This window comes from Rhodococcus sp. NPDC058505 (genome assembly GCF_042720095.1).
Classification (GTDB): Bacteria; Actinomycetota; Actinomycetes; order Mycobacteriales; family Mycobacteriaceae; genus Rhodococcus_G.
Genome location: NZ_JBHXNB010000030.1, coordinates 16,176 through 35,268, shown reverse-complemented (window position 1 = coordinate 35,268; position 19,093 = coordinate 16,176). Strand labels below are relative to the sequence as shown.

Below are 19,093 nucleotides of genomic sequence, written 5' to 3'. Positions count from 1 at the left end.
TCCTGCTTATTTTGTTTATTACATACAGTACCAACGCGAGAGCCCCCACCCGCGCCGCTTATTGGGTTGCGCCGACCGTGCTTTATGTGCACCCCGACCGGGGTGCACATCACGCACGGTTGCTGGTCAGCGCCTGCGCAGGACGAGGACCAGATTGGAGACCAGGAACTCGCGGACCACGGGAACCCTGACCAGCCACCAGGCCCAGCGCGGGTGGTAGCGGGGGAACGCGGCGAGCAACTCGCCGTCCGTGGCCGAGCGGGCCCACCGCAGCCCGTCGGCCGCGCCCACCTCGAACAGCGACACACCGAACCGGTTCTTTGGCTCCTTGCCGTGCTTGCTGGCGTACCGGCGGGCCGCGTACTCCCCGCCGAACGCGTGCCACGGCCCGGTCTCATGCCCGCCGAACGGGCCCCACCACAGCGTGTACGAGAGCACCATCAGCCCGCCCGGCCTGGTGACCCGCAGCATCTCGTCGGCCATCGTCCACGGCTCGGGGACGTGCTCGGCGACGTTCGACGAGAAGCAGATGTCGACCGACGCATCCCGCACCGGCAACGCCATCCCCGACCCGCGCAGCCCACCGTGCGCGGGCAGGCCCGCCGCGTGCATCTCGGACGGATCCGGCTCCACCGGCACGTACGTCGCGCCTGCCGCGCGGAACGCGTCCGCGAAGTAGCCGGGTCCACCTCCGACGTCGAGGACCGTGGTTCCCGCGAGCGACCCGCCGGTCGCGCCCGCGTACAGGTCGCCGATCAGCTCCAGCGAATCGGTGGCGAGGGCGCCGTAGAAGAGGTCCGGATCGGTCTGCTCGTACTTGAAATCCGACAGCAGGCGCACCGATCGGCGCAGGGTGGCCCGGCGGGCGAAGAGGCGGGTCACGGGGAGCGCGGTCACGGGGCGCCAGCCTATCGGCCCCGCCTCGCCTCGCGCGGACCGCACCATCACCGGCTGCCGAGCCGATAAGGTGTGCAACGGCCGCCGCCGCGGCCGACACGCCCGAGGGTCCAGGAGTAGTGCCGTGCGCGAGGTTCTGTTGTTGTGCTGGCGGGACACCGGTCACCCGCAGGGCGGCGGCAGTGAGCGCTACCTCGAGCAGGTCGGCGCCGGGCTCGCCGCCCGCGGCATCACCGTCACCCTGCGCACCGCAGGCTATCCGGGCGCGCCCCGCGAGGAGGTCGTCGACGGCATTCGGATCAGCCGCGGCGGCGGCAGGTTCACCGTGTACCCGCGGGCGCTGGCCGCGATCCTCGCTGGCCGGTTCGGGTTCGGCCCGCTCAAGGGCATCGCCCCGGACGCGGTCATCGACACCCAGAACGGCATCCCGTTCTTCGCGCGCCTGGTCAGCGGCGCGCCGAGCACGGTCCTCGTGCACCATTGCCACCGCGAGCAGTGGCCGGTCGCCGGCCGACTGGTCGGGAAGATCGGCTGGTGGGTCGAGTCCCGGCTGTCCCCGCGACTGCACCGCACGAACCAGTACCTGACGGTGTCGCTGCCGTCCGCCGAGGAACTCCACGCGCTCGGCGTCCACCGGGACCGGGTCGCCGTGGTCCGCAACGGCGTCGACCCCGTGCCCGCGGCAGCCCCGACCGGGGACGCCGCCGCCCGCACCGACCACCCGAGCATTTGCGTGCTGTCGCGGCTGGTGCCGCACAAGCAGATCGAGGACGCGCTCGCCGCGGTCGCGACCCTGCGGGACCGGATCCCCGGCCTGCACCTCGACGTCGTCGGCGGCGGGTGGTGGGAACAGAACCTGCGGGAGAGCGCGGCCGGTCTCGGCATCGCAGACGCCGTCACGTTCCATGGCCACGTGCCCGAGCAGCGCAAGCACGAACTGCTGTCTCGGTCCTGGGTGCACGTGATGCCGTCCCGCAAGGAGGGCTGGGGGCTCGCGGTGATCGAGGCGGCGCAGCACGGCGTCCCGACGGTCGGCTACCGCAGTTCCCGCGGCCTCACCGACTCCATCGTCGACGGGGTCACCGGTGTCGTCGTCGGCGGCGACACGGTCGACGCGGCGGAGGACGTCGCCGCCCTCACCGCCGCCGTTGCGGAGTTGCTCGGGGACGCCGCGCGGCGGGCCGAGCTGGGGGAGAAGGCCCGGGGACGCTCGCGTGAGTTCTCCTGGGCGCAGACCGCGGCCGGGGTGCATCGGGTGCTGGCCGCGTCCGCGGCGGGCGGCTACGTGTCCGGGCTGATCGGGCCGGACGTCCTAGTCGACGCTGGCGCGGCGGGCGCCGAGTACGCACCCGAGGGCGCCGCCCGCTAGCAGCGCCGCCCACACCAGATGCGCGGCGACCAGCACCCGCCGCTGCGTCGCCGATTCCGGCGCGAACGCGACCCAGCCGGGCAGCCGGTACAGCGCCAGGTGGTCGTCGTCGTACACCAACTCCAGGTCGGCAAGCAGGTCGGTGTCGCCGGGGACCCCGGGGGTGTCCTTCTCGACGAGAACCCACCCGACGCCGAGCAGGGCGAGGTCGTCGGGGGTGCCGCCGCCGACGAGGACCAGTTCGATCTCCGCCGCCCGGCCGCCCTCCCCGGTGATCTCGACGAAGCTGGGCCCGGTGAACGTCGGCTCCTGCGGCAGGACGAGCAGCCGGCCGGTCTGCGGGACATCGAGCGGCAGCATCCGCGGCGCCGGATCCAGCACCGGCGCGGGGCCGGAGTACGGAAACCGGCGGAACGTCCCCGCGGGCAGCACCGCGACGTCGCTGGCCGCCCCGTCGAGCAGTGCCGCCACCCGCTGCCACGACGCCGGGTAGTGCACCGGCCGCACTGCGCCCCCGACCCCCAACGCCAGGTCCGGCAGCGCCGCCAGCACCGCGACGATCGCGACCGCGGCGGCCACCCCGGTCCGTGGCCGGTGCGCAGGCCGGTCCGGGGCGAAGACGCGCGCCGCCGTCCGCGCGAGTGCGCCGACCCCGGCGGCCGCGGCCAGCGCGTAGAACGGCACCGCAAGCGCCACCCACTTCTGGGCGTCGCGCAGCAGTCCGTAGCCGGGCACGTGCACGACCGCCCACTCGCCTGCCGCCAGCCCCCACCCGGTCGCGGCGAGCGCGGGCAGCAGCACCGCCGCCGCCGCGAGCGCCGCCACCGCGACCAGCACCGGGTTGCCGCGGCGGCGCACCAACGCGGGCAGCCCACACGCGACGACGGCCAGCAGCATGACGGTGCCGACCAGCGCCCACCCGGTGGCCCGGCTGCCGGGCACCGCCGCCGCGTTCCAGATGCCGCCGAGGCCGGCGAGGCTGCCGAGCGTCGCGAGCCCCGGTTCCGCACGGGCCGCGAACGCCGCGACACCGGCCGGGTCCGCGCCCTGCGCGCCCGCACCGGACAGCACGGTCGCGGTCAGCCACGGCGCCGACGCCGCGACGGCGAGGAGCACCCCGACCAGCACCCGCGGGCCGCGGCGGCTGCGACCCCCCGGCACCGCGAGCAGGACCAGCAGCAGCGTCGCCGCGAGCACCGCACCGGTCGGGGTGAGTCCCGCCGCGGCCAGGGCCAGGGCGGGCGGCGCGACCACCGCGGCGGACCGGAGGCGGGCGGTGCCGCGGATCCGCACCGCCGCCACCACGATCCACGGCAACGCCGCATACCCGGTCAGCAGGCTCCAGTGTCCCTGCAGCAGCCGCTCGGCGACGTACGGGTTCCACAGCGTCACCGTCGACGCGAGCAGCCTGCCGCCGAGCCCGACCGTGGGCAGGGTCGCGGCGACCATCCGCGCCGCACCCCACCCCGCCGCGACCAGCGCGAGCAGCAGGATCGTCTTCACCACCAGCCCGCCGTCCAGCACCGTCGACAGCGCCGCGACCGCCGCGTCCTGCGGCACCGCCCGCGCCGCCGCGTCCGACAGACCCAACGCCGAATCGGTCAGATACGACCGCGGTGTGCTCACCGCGTCCCGCAGCAGCAGGTAGCCGGGGCCGAGCAGGGGACCGAGGATCAGCAGCGCCAACAGCAGGCTGTATCCGGGCTCGGCGACCCGGTGGAGCCACACGGGCCGCGCGATCATGGGGCCACGCTAACGGATGCGATCATGGGCGGATGACACCTCGCCCCGCTGCCGGTTCCGCGGTGGCCGGGATGACGATGGTGACCGCGGGCTCGATGACCGCGAACGCCCTGTCCTACCTGCTCGCGCTGCTGGCCGCTCGGTGGCTCGGGCCCGCCGGCTACGGGGAGTTCGCGGCGCTGACCGCCGCCCAGCTCGTCCTCGCGGTGCCCGCCCTCGCCCTGCAGACCGTCGTCGCGCGGGACACGGTCCTCGGCAGGGACGCGGCGACGCTGCGCAGGCTCGGGATCCGATGCACCGCAATCGTCGCGGTCGTCGCCGCGGCGCTGGTGGTGCCGATCGCCACCGTCCTCGACACCGGCGTCGCCGCGACCGCCGCCGCCCTCCTCACCGCACCGATGCTGGTGCTGCTCGCCGGGGAGCAGGGGCTGCTGCAGGGCACCGGCCGGTTCGGCGTGCTCGCCGCCCTGCTGGCCGTAGCCGGGATCGGGAAGGTCGGTCCCGCGATCGCGGTCCTGCTGCTCGGTGGCGGACCGGGGACCGCGCTGACCGCGTCGGCCGTCGGGACCGGGGCGGTCGCGGTCGGAGCCCGGGTCCTGGCCGGTATCGCCGGGGGCACGGACGACGCGCGGCGGGCGATCGGCGTGATGGCGGTGCTGCGGGCCTCGCAGGTGCAGCTGGCGCTGATCGTGCTGTCGTCCGTGGACGTCCTGCTTGCGCGGGTGGTGCTCGGGGAGGAGCAGGCCGGGCAGTACGCGCTCGGCGCGGTCGCCACCAAGGTGGCGTTCTGGCTGCCCGCCGCCGTCGGGGTGGTGCTGTATCCGAGGATGGCGAGCCCGGAGCACTCGGCGGGCGCGGTCCGGTCCGCGCTCGGGGTGCTGGTCGGGATCGGCGCCGTCACCGTCGCCGGGGCCGCGGTCGCGGCGCCGCTGGTGCCTGCGCTGCTGGGGGAGGCGTACGCGCCCGTGCGTGGACTGCTGTGGGCGTTCGCGCTGAGCGGCGCCTGCCTGGCCGTCCTGCAGGGCGCGCTGCTGTCCGCGATCGCCCGCGAACGTACCGCGCTTGCCGCGGTCGCCTGGCTGGGGCTGGCCGTCGAGGTCGCTGTGGTGCTCACCGCCGTCACCGGCATGGCCCAGCTGATCGCGGTCGCGGCCACCGTCGCCGCCGTCACCGCGGTCGCGGCGAGCCTGCTGGTCCTGCGCGGAGCGGGCCGCCCCGCCGCTCTCGCGGCCCCGCCTGCGCCGTCCTGACGGGCGCCCCCGGTCTGCGCCCTCGTCACCCCACCGTGCACCTTCCCGAATGGCGGATTCGGTCAGTCAGACCGATCGAATGGCGGATTCGGTCAGTCAGACCGATCGAATGGCGGATCCGGTCAGTCAGACCGACCGAATGGCGGATTCGGTCAGTTAGACCGATCGAATGGCGCATTCGGGAAGGAGCGGGCGGCGGCCCCCTCCGGGTGACCGCACCCGAGTACTCGAGGACTCGAGGGACGCGAAGGGCCCGCACTCGGGTGAGCGAGTGCGGGCCCTGTGCTGCGTGCGCTACAGGCGGGTGGTCGGCGGATCCTGATCCGGCTTCACCTGCGGGATCTCCATCGTCTCGTCCCCGGAGTAGTCGTGCCGCGGGATCATCTCGGTGTCCGGATCGGAGTAGCCGCCCTGGTAGGTGTCCGGCTCCGGGCCGCGGCCCGACTCCGGGTTGACCGGCGTTCCGCCCGCGACGGCGGGCTTCGCGCCGCCCCGTCCACCGCGGGTGCCCAGGAACAGGCCCGCGGCGAGGGCGATCACGCCGAGAACCGCCGCGACGATCGGCACGGTACGACCGAAGACGGCGAGCTTGTCCTGGCCGTCCTTGGCCTGCTGGACCTGGTACTCGATGGTCTCCTCATCGAACGGCAGCGTCGCCTTGAGGACGGTGACCTCCGGCTTGCCCGCGGTGCGGGAGTAGTACTGGAACAGCTTCTCCTGGCCCTTGACGACGACACCGGTGACCGGGTCGACCCACACGTCGCGCTCGTTCTCGTACCAGCGGGTCATCGTGATGGGGGCGGCGCCACCCTCGACACCCCAGGTGTCGGCGGGCAGGGCGAGCTTGTTCGTCGGGGAGGAGACGACCTTCGACAGGTCGACGGGGCCGACCTTCTGGCTGTAGTGGTACACCTTCATCCCGTTGACCTCGGTCTCCTCGACGAAGTCGATGTCCTGCGTCGTGCGGGAGTTCAGGTCGAAGTACGGGTACGCCTTCTGCTCGGCGTCGAACGGCCACTTGTACTGCAGGCCGGTGTGCTCCACCTCTTCGGCGGGCTTGTTGGCGTCCGTCTGGATGGTGCCGATCGGGTCCTGGATCGGCATGGAGGTGACGCGGTCGAGGGTGACCCGGTCGACGGTGGCGGTCAGCAGGCCGGTGTCGCCCTGCTTGTCGGTGCGACGGAGCGTCTGACCGGCCTGGACCGTGATCCGGTCGGCGTCGGACGGATCGACGACCGTGACGTAGCGCTGCGCGACGAGCGGGACATTCGTGTCGACCACGGCGCGGCCGGAGGTCAGCGACTTGGCGTCGAGGACGTCGCCGTTACCCGCGGCGATCGTGGTGACCTCCAGGTCGAGCGGGGTCTTCTTCAGCTTGCCGACGGTGTAGGTCGGGATCAGCAGGGCGGCTGCCAGTAGGAATGCGCCGAGCCCCACCAGAATGCAGGCGAGTGTCCTGCTCGGCCCTGAGCGTTCCGCCATACCGAATCTCCTTCGTCTCCTGCTGGGCCCGTTCCCGAGCCACCCCTGGATGCGGTGACTGGCGCCGCATCGATCGCAGAGTGCCCGAATCGTGACACCCAGTGAGCCCAGACAGTAACAGTGTCACGGCCCCGATTGCGCTGGCACGCCAGATTTCGAGCGCCGTACGAAACTCGTCGGTACGGCCTATCCGCCGGTCGCCGGGCACACTGGACGCGAAATGGATACCACCACACGCGCCGCAGTTCCCGCCCTCCCGGACGCCCCGCACCGGGCGACCCGAGGCTTCGTTCCCGCACTCGAGGGCATGCGCGGACTCGCCGCGCTCGGCGTGTTGGTCACCCACGTCGCCTTCCAAACCGCCGCGACGGACCTCCCCGTCCTTGGCCGGGTGTTGGGCCGGTTCGACCTCGCGGTTGCCGTCTTCTTCGCGCTGTCCGGTTTCCTGTTGTGGCGCCCCCATGCCGCCGCGGCGCGCGGTCTCGGCGACCGGCCAGGAACCGGCCGGTACTTCCTGCACCGCGCGGTCCGGATCCTGCCCGCCTACTGGGTGGTGGTCGTGGTGGTCCTGATCTTCCTGCCTGCGGCGGGCGGCGGGTGGAAGGTCTGGGCGGCGAACCTGGGGTTGGTGCAGGTGTTCGTGCCGCTGACCCTGACCGACGGCCTGACCCAGATGTGGAGTCTTTCGGTGGAGGTGGCGTTCTACGCGCTGCTGCCGCTGCTGGCGTTCGCGCTGGTCCGGTTGCGGGGTGCGGCGGCGCGATGGCGGATCCCCGTTCTGCTCGCCGCGTCCGCCGTCAGCCTGGGGTGGTCGTTCCTGCCCGTCCCCACTCCCGACGGCATCCACGCCGACAACTGGCTGCCCGGATACCTGCCGTGGTTCGGCGCGGGCATGCTGCTCGCGGAACTGGTGATGCTGCCGGACGGTCCGGTGCACCGGTTCCTCCGCCGCCGCGGGGTGATGATGGGAATCGCGGTCGTCGCGTTCGCGCTCTCGTGCACCGACCTCGCCGGGCCCGAGGGCCTCGTGCGTGCCGAGCCGTGGCAGTACGCGGTCAAGACCGTCCTCGGCGCGACCCTGGCGTTCGCGCTGCTCGCCCCGTTGGTGGTGGACGACGGCACCCGGCATCGCCTGCTCGCGGGACCCGCCGCGCTGGCGGTCGGACGGTGGTCGTACGGCGTGTTCATCTGGCACCTGCTGGTGCTGTCGATCGTGTTCCCGGTGTTCGGCATCCTGCCGTTCGCGGGCAACTTCGTGTTCGTGCTGGCGGTGACCGTGGTGCTGAGCCTGGCGGTGGCGTCGGCGAGCTACGCGCTGATCGAGGAACCGGCCCGCCGGGCCCTTGCCCGGTGGGAGAGCGCGCGCCGCGCGCGGGCCGAGAGCGGCACCGCCGACCACCCCACCGCGATCACCCCGAGCAACGCCGCCAGCTGAACCAGCCAGGCATGCCCGACGTAGCCGTCGGGGAACCGCCACGGGCCGGTCGAGAGCAGCGCCGCGCCGGTGGCGGCGCCGATCCCGGCGACCGCAACGAGCACGCGGGTCGCGGCGATCCGTCCCCGGGACCGGCCGACCGCGGCGGCGGCGGCGGCGAGCGCGATGGCAACCACCGCGCCCACCCACCCGGCGAGCACGGTCGCGGTGGCCAACACCCCGACCGTTGCCGCGGCGGTGCCGTGCCAGGTGCGCGGCGCCGGGCCGGGGTCCCCGGGGCGTCGGCGCGGCCAGAACGCCAGGCCGAACAGCGGAATCAGTGCGAGCAGCCCGGCGGCGATGCCGAGCCGGTACCAGCGGTCGGTGGGGAAGGCGAGGGTGACGGTGCCGTCGGTGCCCGCCGGGATGATCCAGCCCTGCTGCCACCCGTCCACCGTGACCGGGGTCAGGGTGCTGCCGTCCGGGGCGGTGGCGACCCAGCCGGTGTTCTCCGACTCCGGGTTCACCAGCAGGCGATCGGTGTCGGACGCCTCGACCGTCAGCTCGCGATGGTTCGCGGTCCACGCGCTGGTCGGCGCCGGGTCGATCCGCTGCGGAGCCGAGTCGGGGGCGGCGGCGTCGAGGCGCAGACCGTCGACGGTGAACGCCGGCCCGGGCGCCACCACGACGGACGGTGCGCCGGCGGGCAGCGGGACCGGGAGGGTCGTGTCGACCGGGCCGAACGGGCCGTCGACGGCGCACACCGTCGCGGGAACCGGTGCGCCGGAACGTAACTGCAGCGCGGTTGCGGTGATCGAGGTGTGCAGTACGGTGCCCGCGAAGGAGACGACGGGGCCGTCCCCGCAGCCGAGGGTGACGGTGCGGTCGCCGGGCGGTACGGCGGCGATCCCGGTTCCCGGGACGGTCGTCGTCTCGCCGCCCGCGTCGGTGGTGAGCACACCGATCTCGGCGAAACCCGGGGGTTTCGGCTGCGCGAACCCGAGCGGGGTTTGGTCGAGGACATCGTCCCAGTCGACGATGCTGACCACGATCCGGTCGGTGACGGTGGGGGTCAAGGAGATTCGGTCCCCGTCGGTCAGGTCCCGCACCTGCGGTCCGGCGCCGAGATCGACGGCGACCCTGGTCGCGGCGGCGGGCAGTGGGCCGGTGCTCGGCGTCAGCTCGAGGCCGGTGACCCGCGCCGGCGCCGGAAGTGTCAGCGTGACGGTCGGTTTCGGCCCCTTGCCGGTGAGCCCGTCACGGGACGCGGTCCAACTGGTTTGCGGGTCGCCGTCGACGGCCGCCGCCGCGGACCCGCGCACGTCGGCGACCGCGGCGTCTCCGCTCGCGCGGGGGCGGGCCGGGTCGGCGAGCAGCGCCTCCAGCTCGGGGCCCTGCCGGGACCGCACCAGCAGTCGCGGCGTCACCGCGGTGTCGGCGGGCACGGACAGGGTGCGTTCGAAGGCGCCGGGTTCCTCTGGTTGCAGGCCGAGCCCGGCGTGGCAGCGCACCCGGTCCGGTGCCTCGACGCAGGCGGTGCGGCCGGGGAGTTCCTGGCCGAGATCCCATCCGGTGACGGTGGCACCGGCGGGCGTCGGCGGCAGCACCGTCAGGTGTCGGATCGGCACCGGGGCCGGGTGGTCCCGGTCGGTGAAGTCCTCGACCGACAGCTCGCTGATGCCGAACTGGGTTCCGACGGACCCATCCTCGGTGTGGGTGGCGGTGATCTTCACCCAGTCGGTGCGGCCAGGCGGCAGCGAGACGGCGATCGGCTCACCCGGTTCGGAGACCCGGATGGCGGTGCTGCCGTTCGCGGTCGTGACCTCCAGCTGTTTCACCGGGACGCCCAGCGCGGCCGCGCTGGTGCGCAGGTGCAGTAGCCCGCTGGTGACCGGGGTGTCGAAGTCCAGTCGAAGCCACTGCCCCAGCGCGCTTTCCAAGCCGTTGCTGAACCAGCCGGTCGCCCGGTCGCCGTCGACGACGGCGGCCGGACCGCTGCCCGGTGCGGTCCCACCCAGCTGGGTGGCGTCGGCAGCGGAACTCGACACCGTGATCCGGGCGCCCTCCCACCGTCCGGTGACCAGGTCGGTGCCCTCGACCGGGTAGTCCGGCACCAGATTGTGGGTGCGCCGGGGGTCGTCGGGGCTGCGCAGCGCGGAACTGTGGTTGTCGACCTGACCGAAGTCCGTCTCCCGGTCGGTGGGGGTGTCGGTGACCGTCACCGCGTCGACCGGCAGCCCCGCCCGCGCGGCGTCCGCCGCGAGCAGCACCGGCCCCGCTCGCACGCCGTCGCCGTCCTGCGCGCGCCGGGCCGCGAGCCGCTGCAGCGACTCCGGCCCGCCCTGCACCAGCGGGACCCCGCCCAGGTCGACGCTGTACGGGCCTGCGGGGGCGGCGTCCGGGGCGTCGACGCGGTAGATCTCGATCGCCGGGTACCTCGGTCGCAGGTCGCCGTCGGTGACGAAGCCGTCCACCTCTCCGGGGCCGACGTCCTCGCCGAACTCGGCGACCCGGGTCAGGCCGGGGGATCCCTCGACCGCCCGGTGCACCAACAGCGGGCGGGTGGAGCGGGACGTCTCCGGGTCGAGGTCGTTGCGGACCACGACGAACCCGATGCCCTGTCCGCGCAGGGTCGCGGCCAACCCGGCGGAGGGGCTGCCGTCGGCGATCAGCCGCTGCACGGAGTCGAGGGCGCGGATCGCGCCCGGCGGCACCAGCGGCACCGCGTCCCTGGACGCCCACGGCGTCGTCGCGAGCGCCTGCAGCGGCTCGTCTCGGGTCAGGCCCCACACCTGCGCGGCGAACGGGGCGCCGGGCACCACCAGCGCGCGGGCGGCGTCGGAACCGTCGGGGGAGGAGCCTGCGGCGTGCTCGCCGAGCCAGTCGGCGGCCTCATGCCAGTACCCGGGCACCTCGTCGTACGCGCCGCGGGGGGCGAGCTTCCCGGTCCAGGCGAGGGAGGTGGCGAGGGTGAGCGCGACCAGGATCAGGCTGGTCAGTGCCACCATCGGTTCGCGTTCGGGATGGGCGAACGCGCTGCGCCAGCGCCGGGCCGGGACCGAGCCGGGCAGCGGCACCTTCGCGAGCAGGTGCGCGAGACCGAGCACCAGCGGCAGACGGACCAGCGGTTCGAGCTTGTGCACGTTGCGCAGCGGCGCGCCGCCGGAGTCGAGGAAGGTGCGAACCGTCTCGGCGATCGGCGACCCGAGTTCGCCGACATAGCCCGCGCCGAGACCGGCGAGGCCGACGAACAGGATCAGCGTCAGCCTGCCCTTCGCGGGCATCGACCGCATGGCAAGGCCCGCCAGCCCGGCGGCGGCGAGCGCCCCCGTCGCGACGACCGCGGCGGGCTGGGTGACCAGGACGGCGCCCGCGATCCGTTCCGGGGAGACGAACGGCGTCCAGCTGTCGGTGCCGCGGAGCACCTCGGTGAGGCTGGTCCACTGCGTCGTGACGCCGGAGGATTCGATGTAGTCGAGGAACGGTGGGCTGACCCTGCCGAGCAGCAGTAGCGGCACGATCCACCAGATCGTCGCGAGCAGGCACAGCGGCAGCCACCATGCGGTGAACACCCACCAGCGACGGTTCGGGCGGTGCGCGACCCACCACAGCGCCGCGACCAGGCACGCCGCCCCCGTCGCGACCGCGTTCACCGCGCCCATCAGCGCGACCGCCACCGCCGACCGCGCCGCCAGCAGAGGCAGCTGCGCAGCCCGTGAGTCCTTCTGGTCCCCATGCGGGCCGAAAGGACTCACAGGGCCGAGGGCCAGGACCACCGGGAGCAGCACCCACGGCGCGAGCATCATCGGCAGCGTCTCGGAGGAGATCGAGCCGAGGGTGGTCAGGACGCGGGGCGAGAGCGCGAACGCGACCGCGGCGATGATCCGGGAACTGCGGGATCCGATGCCGAGCGCCTCGGCGAGCCGGACGATGCCCCAGAAACCGGCGATCAGCAGCAGCGCCCACCAGATCCGCTGGGTGATCCACGGCGGAATGTGCAGCACATGTCCGACACCGAAGAAGGCGCCGTGCGGGAAGAAGTAGCCGTAGGCCTGGTTCTGCACCTGGCCGAGCGGCGCCAGCGACGACCACTGATGCGAGGCGCGCTCCAGGAAGCCGAGCGGATTCTGCGTCAGGTCGTACTTGGTGTCCGCGACCACGCGGCCCGGCGCCTGCGCGAACGCGAGAAGAAACGCGACGACCGAGGCGCCGACCAGCCACCGCCTGCTCAGCGGTGCGGTGTTCGGCGTCTCGGTGATCGCGGCGTGACTGTTCGTGACCGGCGGGCGACCGTGCCGCCCATCCGTGGTGCTGCTGTTAACGGCTGCCGTACTCCACCTGGTTCAGCAGCGACGAGTTCGCGTTCCCGGTCCGGTCCACGTCCGGACGGGTGTTGTCCGAGGCGGCTGCGGTGACGCCGAAGACCGTGGCGAGTCCGAGGACCGCGCCGATCACTGCACTTGCCACACCGGGGACAAGGAACTTCATCTCGGATCTCCCAATTGCTGCCTGATGGAAACGTTCGCGCCAAGGTATCACCCACCCGGTCCGTTTCGGGGTGGCAGGCGTGATCAGATCGCTACTTGCCGGGCGGAACGACCAGGACCGGTCGGTGGCTGTGCCGCAGGACGTGGTCGGCGACCGAGGATTGCAGCAGCGACTTCAGGCCGGTGGTGCCGCGGGTGCCGGTCACGATGATGTCGGCGTCGAGTTCGTCGGCCGCCTCGACGATGGTGGTCCACACGGTGCTGACGCATTCGATCGTGCGTCCCTCCGCGTTCAGTCCGGCGTCGCGGGCCAGGTCGAGCCCCTCGGCGTTGACGGTCTTGGCGTCGGTGAGGGCGATGTCCTCGGTGTCCTCGTCGGGCACCCATTCGGGTTGCATGACCCCGGACAGGCCGGACATGCGGGCGGCCTGCCGCACCATCGGCTCCCAGGCGGTGATCACGATCGCACGGCCGGCGCTGAGGAATCGGCCAGCGTATTCGATTGCGCGCCTGGAATTCTCGGTTCCGTCGTACGCGATCAGCATCAGGTCGGCGGGCATCGAGACCTCCTCGGGTCGGGAGCGATCCTGTCTCCGAGGCTACCCGCTGCCCGCGGCCACGGGTGGCTCTGCCGTCGACCGGCGTCCGGAGCGGTGACGTCGCTAGGCTCGAGGACATGACCCGCACCCGCTCGGCCCGTGTCCTGCCCCTGCTGCTCGGCCTGGGCTTGGTTGCCGGATGTGGGGGCGCTGGGACGGAGTCCGTCCCGACCGCGTCGCCGTCGTCCTCGGCGCCGCCGCCGATCGACGAGGTCACCGGGGCCCGCGATCAGACGCAGCCCGCCCCGTGCGGTGCGGACTTCCTCGCCGGGCTCACCCCGCGGCAGCGCCTCGCGCAGTTGCTCAATGTCGGCGTGACGGGGACCGCGGACGCCGTCGCGGTGGTCCGGGACGAGCAGGTCGGCGGCATCTTCGTCGGCAGCTGGACCGACGAGTCGATGCTGGCGTCCGGACAGGTGCCGCAGGTGCAGGCCGTCGCGAAGGTGCCGGTGATGGTGAGCATCGACGAGGAGGGGGGCCGGGTGTCGCGGGTTGCGGATCTGCTCGGCGCGGACCCGGCGGCGCGGACCGTGGCGCAGACGATGACGCCGGAGCAGACCTATCAGATGGCGCTCGAGCGCGGTCGCGGCCTGCACGACCTCGGCATCACGGTCGACTTCGCGCCGGTGGTGGACGTGAGCGATCAGCCAGCGGACACGGTGATCGGGGACCGCTCGTTCTCGGACGACCCGCAGGTGGTGACGCAGTACGCCGGGGAATATGCGCGCGGACTGCGCGACGCCGGGGTGCTGCCGGTGATCAAGCACTTCCCGGGGCACGGGTCGGGGTCGGGCGACTCGCACACCGGTGCGGTGACCACGCCGCCGCTCGATCAGCTGCAGTCCATCGACCTGGTGCCATACCGGACCCTGGTGACCACCGGGGTCGGGGTGATGGTCGGCCATCTGGACGTGCCCGGGCTGACCGAGCCGGGAGTTCCGGCGAGCATCAGCCCGGCGGCGATGTCGCTGCTGCGCACCGGGACCGGGTACGACGCCCCGCCGTTCGACGGCCCGATCTTCACCGACGACCTGTCGGGGATGCGGGCGATCACCGATCGGATGGACATCGCGCACGCGGTGTCCACCGCGCTGGAGGCGGGCGCCGATGTTGCGTTGTGGTTGACGACGGCCGAGGTCCCGCAGGTGCTCGACCACCTGGAGTCGGAGGTGGCGGCGGGCCAGCTGCCGCAGTCGCAGGTGGACGCGTCGGTGCTGCGGGTGGCGACCGCGAAGGGTGTCGTGCGCTGCTGACGCCGGGGTGGTGTGCCCGGCCGCCGGTGTGTCGGGGCAGAATATCGGGGACCACACCCATTCTTACTCTAGAGTAAGATCGACGCTGGGGTCCGACCGCGGTCGGACCGCGGACTCTGGAGGAACGATGGCCGGCGGTACGAAACGACTCCCACGCGCGGTGCGTGAGCAGCAGATGCTCGATGCGGCGGTGGAGGTGTTCTCCGCCAAGGGTTTCCACGACACGTCGATGGACTCGATCGCGTCGGCTGCCGAGATCTCCAAGCCAATGCTCTACCTGTACTACGGGTCGAAGGACGAACTGTTCACCGCGTGCATCGCCCGCGAGGGGCAGCGGTTCGTCGAGGCCATCACCCCGGCCGCGGACCCGACACTGACGCCGCGGGAACAGTTGCGGGCCGCGCTGCTCGGGTTCCTCGGCTTCGTCGACAGTCACCGGTCATCGTGGATGGTGCTGTACCGGCAGTCGATGGGTGAGCAGGCGTTCGCGACCCAGGTGCGGACCAGCCGGGACCGGCTGATCGAGCTCACCGCGAAGCTGCTCGAGTCCAGCACCAAGGACCCCGAGCCGGACACCGACTTCGGCATCATGGCCGTCGCCCTTGTCGGTGCGGGCGAGGCGGTCGCGGATCGGGTCGCTGGCGGCGAGATCGCCGTCGAGAAGGCCGCCGATCTGCTCGAGAACCTCGCCTGGCGCGGCCTGGCCGGAAAGAAGCGCTGACGCGCCCGTGAGTCCTTTTGGTCCCAGGAGGGGCCAGAAGGACTCACAGGCGCGGAGTCGCCTACCGCAGGGTCGCGGTCAGGTGCGGGTAGCCCTTCTTCGGGTGCCGCAGGGCCAGGTCCCAGCCGCTGCTGCCCGGGCCGCTCCCGGTCACCTCGTCGGCGTAGACGTTGACCGTCGCTGGCAGGACCACCGGCTTGCCGAACCGGACCCGGTAGGTGACCGCGTCGGGGATCCGACCCTCGACCGCGCCGAGGATCGCCGCGGCGCTCCACATGCCGTGCGCGATGGTCCGCGGGAACCCGAAGGCCTTGGCGCCCAACGACGAGACGTGAATCGGGTTGCGGTCGCCGGACACCGCGGCGTACCGGCTGATCGCCCTCTGGTCGACGCGCAGGGTTCGCATCGGCGCGGGCGGGACCTCGTCCGCGTGCGCGGACCGCGGTTCCGTCGGCGCGTCGGTCGGATGCATCCGCAGGAAGGTGCTGACCTGACGCCACACCAGTTCCCGGCCCACGCTGATCTCGCTGACGAGGTCCACCTGGGTGCCCTTCGGGTGCGGGCGCAGGTTCTCCGCATGCACCGCGATGTCGAGTGGTTCGCTCACCGAGGTCGGCCGGTACCGCTCGATCACGTTCTCGACATGAACGGAACCGATTGCCGGGAAGGGGAATTCCGCTCCGACCATCAGTTTCATCACGGTCGGGAAGACAAGCGTGAACGGGTACGTCAGCGGCAGGGTGTCGCCGAACCGCAGCCCGCATACGCGGGCGTAGGCGGCCAGGTTGCCGGTGTCGACCCGCTGACCGCGCAGGGCAAGCGTCTCGGCCGGCAGGCGGGTGCCGACGCCCGCCTTGCCGACCACCGGCAGCGCGCCGAGCGCTGCCCTGGCGTAGACGTCGAGGGTGCTTGGCGGGTGGGTGAGTTCGACGGTGCGCCCGGACATCACGCCCCCAGCAGGGACTGGCCGCAGACGCGGACGACCTGACCGGTAACGGCGTTCGATGCGGGGCTGGCGAAGTACGCGACCGTCTCGGCGACGTCGACGGTCTGGCCGCCCTGCAGCAGCGACGACATCCGGCGGCCCGCCTCGCGGGTGGCGAACGGGATCGCCGCGGTCATCGCGGTCTCGATGAATCCGGGGGCGACGGCGTTGATCGTGATGTTCTTCTCCGCCAGCACCGGTGCGGTGGCCTGCACCAGGCCGATGACGCCGGCCTTGGAGGTGCCGTAGTTGGTCTGGCCACGGTTGCCCGCGATGCCTGCGATCGAGGACACGTCGACCACCCGGCCGCCCTCCTTGAGTGCCCCCTTGGCGACGAGGTGGTCGGTGATCTTCTGCGGCGCAAGCAGGTTCACCCCGATGACCATGTCCCACCGGGACTCGTCCATGTTGGCGAGGGTCTTGTCGCGGGTGATGCCCGCGTTGTGCACGATGATGTCCGCGCCGCCGTGCCGCTCGAGCAGGTGGGTGGCGAGCTTGTCGGCGGCGTCATCGGCGGTGACGTCGAGCGCAAGGGCGGTGCCGCCCACCGTGTTCGCGGTGTCGGACAGTGCCTGACCGGCGGCGGGGATGTCCGCGCACACGACGTGCGCACCGTCGCGGGCGAGCACCTCGGCGATCGTCGCCCCGATGCCGCGGGCGGCGCCGGTCACCACGGCGACCTTGCCGTCGAGCGGCTTGTCCCACGATTGCGGCGCGGCGGAGTCGGCCGAGCCGACCCGGATCACCTGGCCGGACACGAACGCGGACTTGGCCGACAGCAGGAAACGCAGCGTGGACTCGACACCGGACAGCCCGGTCGACGCCTTCGGGGAGACATAGACGAGCTGGGCGGTTGCGCCGCGCTTGATCTCCTTGCCGACGCTGCGGGTGAAGCCTTCCAGGGCCCGCTGCGCGATGTGTTCGTCCACGCCAGCGGTCTCCTCGGGGGTGGTGCCGAGGACGACGACGCGAGCGGACGGGGCCAGGTTCCGGATCACCGGCTGGTAGAACTCGAACAGCTGCACGAGCTCCGTGACCTGGGAGATCCCGGTGGCGTCGAAGACGAGGGCGCCGTAGCGGTCATCGTGCGGCTGCGCGGCCGGGTAGTCGGCGAGCAAGGCGCGGAGCGGCTCGACGAGCCTACCCTGACCGCCGATCAGAACCGGGCCTGCGAGCGCGGGTTCGCCCGCCTTGTAGCGGCGCAGGTTCTCCGGCTGCGGCAGGCCTGCCTGCTTGGCGATGAATGCGCCCGGTGCGGAGGAGAGGAACTGGGAGTAGAGGTCGGGAGCGCCCTTGCTGGATGCCACGGGTCCACCTTCGTGTCGAAATTCGTGCACCCGGGCACCGGGTGCGGTGTCGACAACGAACTTACTCTGAAGTAAGTTTGGTGTCGAGGCGCAGCCTCGACCGCCGGAGACCGAAGTCCAGATGGAGACACCGTGACCACCAGAGCGCGCACCACCAAGAAGCCGGCCGCCCCGAAGGCCGGCGGCCGTCAGCAGCGGCCCGTCGCCATCGTCGGCGGCAACCGTATCCCGTTCGCGCGGTCGGACAAGGCGTACGCGCAGGCGTCCAACCAGGACATGTTCACCGCCACCCTGGACGGCCTGGTCAGTCGGTTCAACCTGCAGGGCGAGCAGCTCGGCATGGTCGTCGGCGGCGCCGTGCTCAAGCACAGCCGCGACTTCAACCTGATCCGCGAGTCCGTGCTCGGCAGCGCGCTGAGCCCCTACACGCCGGCCTACGACCTGCAGCAGGCCTGCGGCACCGGCCTGCAGTCGGTCGTCGCCGTGGGTGACGCCATCGCGGCAGGCCGGATCGACGCGGGCATCGGCGGCGGCACCGACACCACCTCCGACGCCCCGATCGGCGTGAACAACGAGCTGCGCGAGTTCCTGCTCTCCGTCAACCGCGCCCGGACCACCGCGGACCGGGTCAAGCTGCTCGGCAACGTCCGGCCGTCGATGATCGGCATCGAGATCCCCCGCAACGGCGAGCCGCGCACCGGGCTGTCGATGGGTGACCATGCCGCGATCACGGCTAAGGAGTTCGGGGTCCGCCGCGAGGACCAGGACGAGCTGGCGGCCGCCAGCCACCGGAACATGGCCGCCGCCTACGACCGCGGCTTCTTCGACGACCTCGTCACCCCCTTCCTCGGCCTGACTCGCGATGACAACCTGCGCCCGGGGTCCACGGTGGAGAAGCTGGCCACGCTCAAGCCGGTGTTCGGCACCAAGCTCGGTGACGCGACGATGACGGCGGGCAACTCCACCCCGCTGACCGACGGCGCGTCGGCGGTGCTGCTGTCCACCGACGAGTGGGCCGCGCAGCGCAACCTGCCGGTGCTCGCCCATCTGGTCGACTCGGAGACGGCGGCCGTCGACTACGTGCACGGGCCGGACGGGCTGCTGATGGCGCCGACCTACGCGGTGCCGCGACTGCTCGCGCGCAACGGCCTCACCCTGCAGGACTTCGACTACTACGAGATTCACGAGGCGTTCGCGTCCGTGGTTCTCGCGACGCTGCAGGCGTGGGAGTCGGACGAGTACTGCAAGGACCGCCTCGGTCTCGACGGGGCGCTCGGCAAGATCGACCGCAGCAAGCTCAACGTCAACGGATCCTCGCTGGCGGCCGGTCACCCGTTCGCCGCGACGGGCGGGCGGATCGTGGCCTCGTTGGCGAAGATGCTCGCGGAGAAGGGGTCGGGGCGCGGCCTGATCTCCATCTGCGCGGCGGGCGGTCAGGGCGTCACCGCGATCATCGAGCGGTAGCAGACCCGTCCCGCGACAGAAGCGGGGGGGCGGCCCCCCCCCCCCCCCGCGGGGTGTTGGGGGGGCGGCCCCCGGGTGCCCCCCGGTTGCGGGCGGGGGTGCGGGATATTGTTGTGTATGGG

Annotated in this window: 13 protein-coding genes and 1 pseudogene; 6 read left to right on the top strand and 8 right to left on the bottom strand. The window is 72.5% G+C overall.

Annotated features, from left to right (window positions below; genetic code table 11):
- Positions 1 to 126: 126 nt before the first annotated feature.
- The gene (locus ACFWPA_RS17785; protein WP_378509183.1) at positions 127 to 882 is read right to left on the bottom strand and encodes a class I SAM-dependent methyltransferase; all 756 of its coding nucleotides are present in this window, start codon (positions 880 to 882) and stop codon (positions 127 to 129) included.
- A 139-nt stretch (positions 883 to 1,021) separates the two neighbouring features.
- On the opposite strand from ACFWPA_RS17785, the gene ACFWPA_RS17780 reads away from it, so the two are divergent.
- Positions 1,022 to 2,266: a glycosyltransferase family 4 protein gene (locus ACFWPA_RS17780; RefSeq protein ID WP_378509132.1), complete on the top strand. Its 1,245-nt coding sequence runs from the start codon at positions 1,022 to 1,024 to the stop codon at positions 2,264 to 2,266.
- Here ACFWPA_RS17780 and ACFWPA_RS17775 read toward each other — a convergent pair.
- Complete coding sequence (locus tag ACFWPA_RS17775; protein ID WP_378509131.1) at positions 2,210 to 4,009, bottom strand: hypothetical protein; 1,800 nt, start codon at positions 4,007 to 4,009, stop codon at positions 2,210 to 2,212. The two genes, ACFWPA_RS17780 and ACFWPA_RS17775, sit on opposite strands and share 57 nt — an antisense overlap.
- Positions 4,010 to 4,041: 32 nt before the next feature.
- Here ACFWPA_RS17775 and ACFWPA_RS17770 point away from each other — a divergent pair, with 32 nt between their 5' ends.
- Positions 4,042 to 5,259, top strand: a complete 1,218-nt coding sequence (locus ACFWPA_RS17770; RefSeq protein ID WP_378571273.1) for a polysaccharide biosynthesis protein — start codon at positions 4,042 to 4,044, stop codon at positions 5,257 to 5,259.
- Positions 5,260 to 5,553: 294 nt separating this feature from the next.
- On the opposite strand, the gene ACFWPA_RS17765 is transcribed toward ACFWPA_RS17770, so the two are convergent.
- Positions 5,554 to 6,741, bottom strand: a complete 1,188-nt coding sequence (locus ACFWPA_RS17765) for a DUF3068 domain-containing protein (RefSeq protein WP_378509129.1) — start codon at positions 6,739 to 6,741, stop codon at positions 5,554 to 5,556.
- 220 nt (positions 6,742 to 6,961) lie between these two features.
- On the opposite strand from ACFWPA_RS17765, the pseudogene ACFWPA_RS17760 reads away from it, so the two are divergent.
- Positions 6,962 to 7,978, top strand: a pseudogene (locus tag ACFWPA_RS17760) (acyltransferase family protein); the annotation flags it as partial.
- 71 nt (positions 7,979 to 8,049) lie between these two features.
- On the opposite strand, the gene ACFWPA_RS17755 reads toward ACFWPA_RS17760, so the two are convergent.
- The 3 genes from ACFWPA_RS17755 to ACFWPA_RS17745 all read right to left on the bottom strand — a co-directional run bounded on the left by ACFWPA_RS17755 (position 8,050) and on the right by ACFWPA_RS17745 (position 13,202).
- The gene (locus ACFWPA_RS17755) at positions 8,050 to 12,414 is read right to left on the bottom strand and encodes an alpha-(1->3)-arabinofuranosyltransferase family protein (RefSeq protein ID WP_378571275.1); all 4,365 of its coding nucleotides are present in this window, start codon (positions 12,412 to 12,414) and stop codon (positions 8,050 to 8,052) included.
- A 58-nt stretch (positions 12,415 to 12,472) separates the two neighbouring features.
- Positions 12,473 to 12,643 carry a DUF2613 domain-containing protein gene (locus ACFWPA_RS17750; protein ID WP_378509128.1) on the bottom strand — a complete coding sequence of 57 codons (171 nt, stop codon included), beginning with the start codon at positions 12,641 to 12,643 and terminating at the stop codon, positions 12,473 to 12,475.
- Between the two features lie 91 nt (positions 12,644 to 12,734).
- Positions 12,735 to 13,202: a universal stress protein gene (locus ACFWPA_RS17745; protein ID WP_378509127.1), complete on the bottom strand. Its 468-nt coding sequence runs from the start codon at positions 13,200 to 13,202 to the stop codon at positions 12,735 to 12,737.
- 116 nt (positions 13,203 to 13,318) lie between these two features.
- Here ACFWPA_RS17745 and ACFWPA_RS17740 point away from each other — a divergent pair, with 116 nt between their 5' ends.
- Positions 13,319 to 14,494, top strand: coding sequence for a glycoside hydrolase family 3 N-terminal domain-containing protein (locus tag ACFWPA_RS17740; protein ID WP_378509126.1), 1,176 nt, complete (start codon positions 13,319 to 13,321; stop codon positions 14,492 to 14,494).
- Positions 14,495 to 14,621: 127 nt separating this feature from the next.
- Positions 14,622 to 15,215: a TetR/AcrR family transcriptional regulator gene (locus ACFWPA_RS17735; RefSeq protein WP_378509125.1), complete on the top strand. Its 594-nt coding sequence runs from the start codon at positions 14,622 to 14,624 to the stop codon at positions 15,213 to 15,215.
- 61 nt (positions 15,216 to 15,276) lie between these two features.
- On the opposite strand, the gene ACFWPA_RS17730 is transcribed toward ACFWPA_RS17735, so the two are convergent.
- Both ACFWPA_RS17730 and ACFWPA_RS17725 read right to left on the bottom strand, forming a co-directional pair.
- Positions 15,277 to 16,161 (bottom strand): MaoC/PaaZ C-terminal domain-containing protein, encoded by an 885-nt coding sequence (locus ACFWPA_RS17730; protein ID WP_378509124.1) that lies wholly within the window; start codon positions 16,159 to 16,161, stop codon positions 15,277 to 15,279.
- Positions 16,161 to 17,507 (bottom strand): 3-oxoacyl-ACP reductase, encoded by a 1,347-nt coding sequence (locus ACFWPA_RS17725; protein ID WP_378571271.1) that lies wholly within the window; start codon positions 17,505 to 17,507, stop codon positions 16,161 to 16,163. The genes ACFWPA_RS17730 and ACFWPA_RS17725 overlap by 1 nt, the downstream gene beginning before the upstream one ends.
- Positions 17,508 to 17,639: 132 nt before the next feature.
- Here ACFWPA_RS17725 and ACFWPA_RS17720 point away from each other — a divergent pair, with 132 nt between their 5' ends.
- Positions 17,640 to 18,971: an acetyl-CoA C-acetyltransferase gene (locus tag ACFWPA_RS17720; RefSeq protein ID WP_378571269.1), complete on the top strand. Its 1,332-nt coding sequence runs from the start codon at positions 17,640 to 17,642 to the stop codon at positions 18,969 to 18,971.
- Positions 18,972 to 19,093 lie beyond the last annotated feature (122 nt).

Coding starts and splice junctions, on each gene's coding strand:
- ACFWPA_RS17775 (WP_378509131.1), bottom strand. CDS start 4,009: ATGATCGCGCGGCCCGTGTGGCTCCACCGGGTCGCCGAGCCCGGATAC.
- ACFWPA_RS17770 (WP_378571273.1), top strand. CDS start 4,042: ATGACACCTCGCCCCGCTGCCGGTTCCGCGGTGGCCGGGATGACGATG.
- ACFWPA_RS17765 (WP_378509129.1), bottom strand. CDS start 6,741: ATGGCGGAACGCTCAGGGCCGAGCAGGACACTCGCCTGCATTCTGGTG.
- ACFWPA_RS17750 (WP_378509128.1), bottom strand. CDS start 12,643: ATGAAGTTCCTTGTCCCCGGTGTGGCAAGTGCAGTGATCGGCGCGGTC.
- ACFWPA_RS17745 (WP_378509127.1), bottom strand. CDS start 13,202: ATGCCCGCCGACCTGATGCTGATCGCGTACGACGGAACCGAGAATTCC.
- ACFWPA_RS17740 (WP_378509126.1), top strand. CDS start 13,319: ATGACCCGCACCCGCTCGGCCCGTGTCCTGCCCCTGCTGCTCGGCCTG.
- ACFWPA_RS17735 (WP_378509125.1), top strand. CDS start 14,622: ATGGCCGGCGGTACGAAACGACTCCCACGCGCGGTGCGTGAGCAGCAG.
- ACFWPA_RS17730 (WP_378509124.1), bottom strand. CDS start 16,161: ATGTCCGGGCGCACCGTCGAACTCACCCACCCGCCAAGCACCCTCGAC.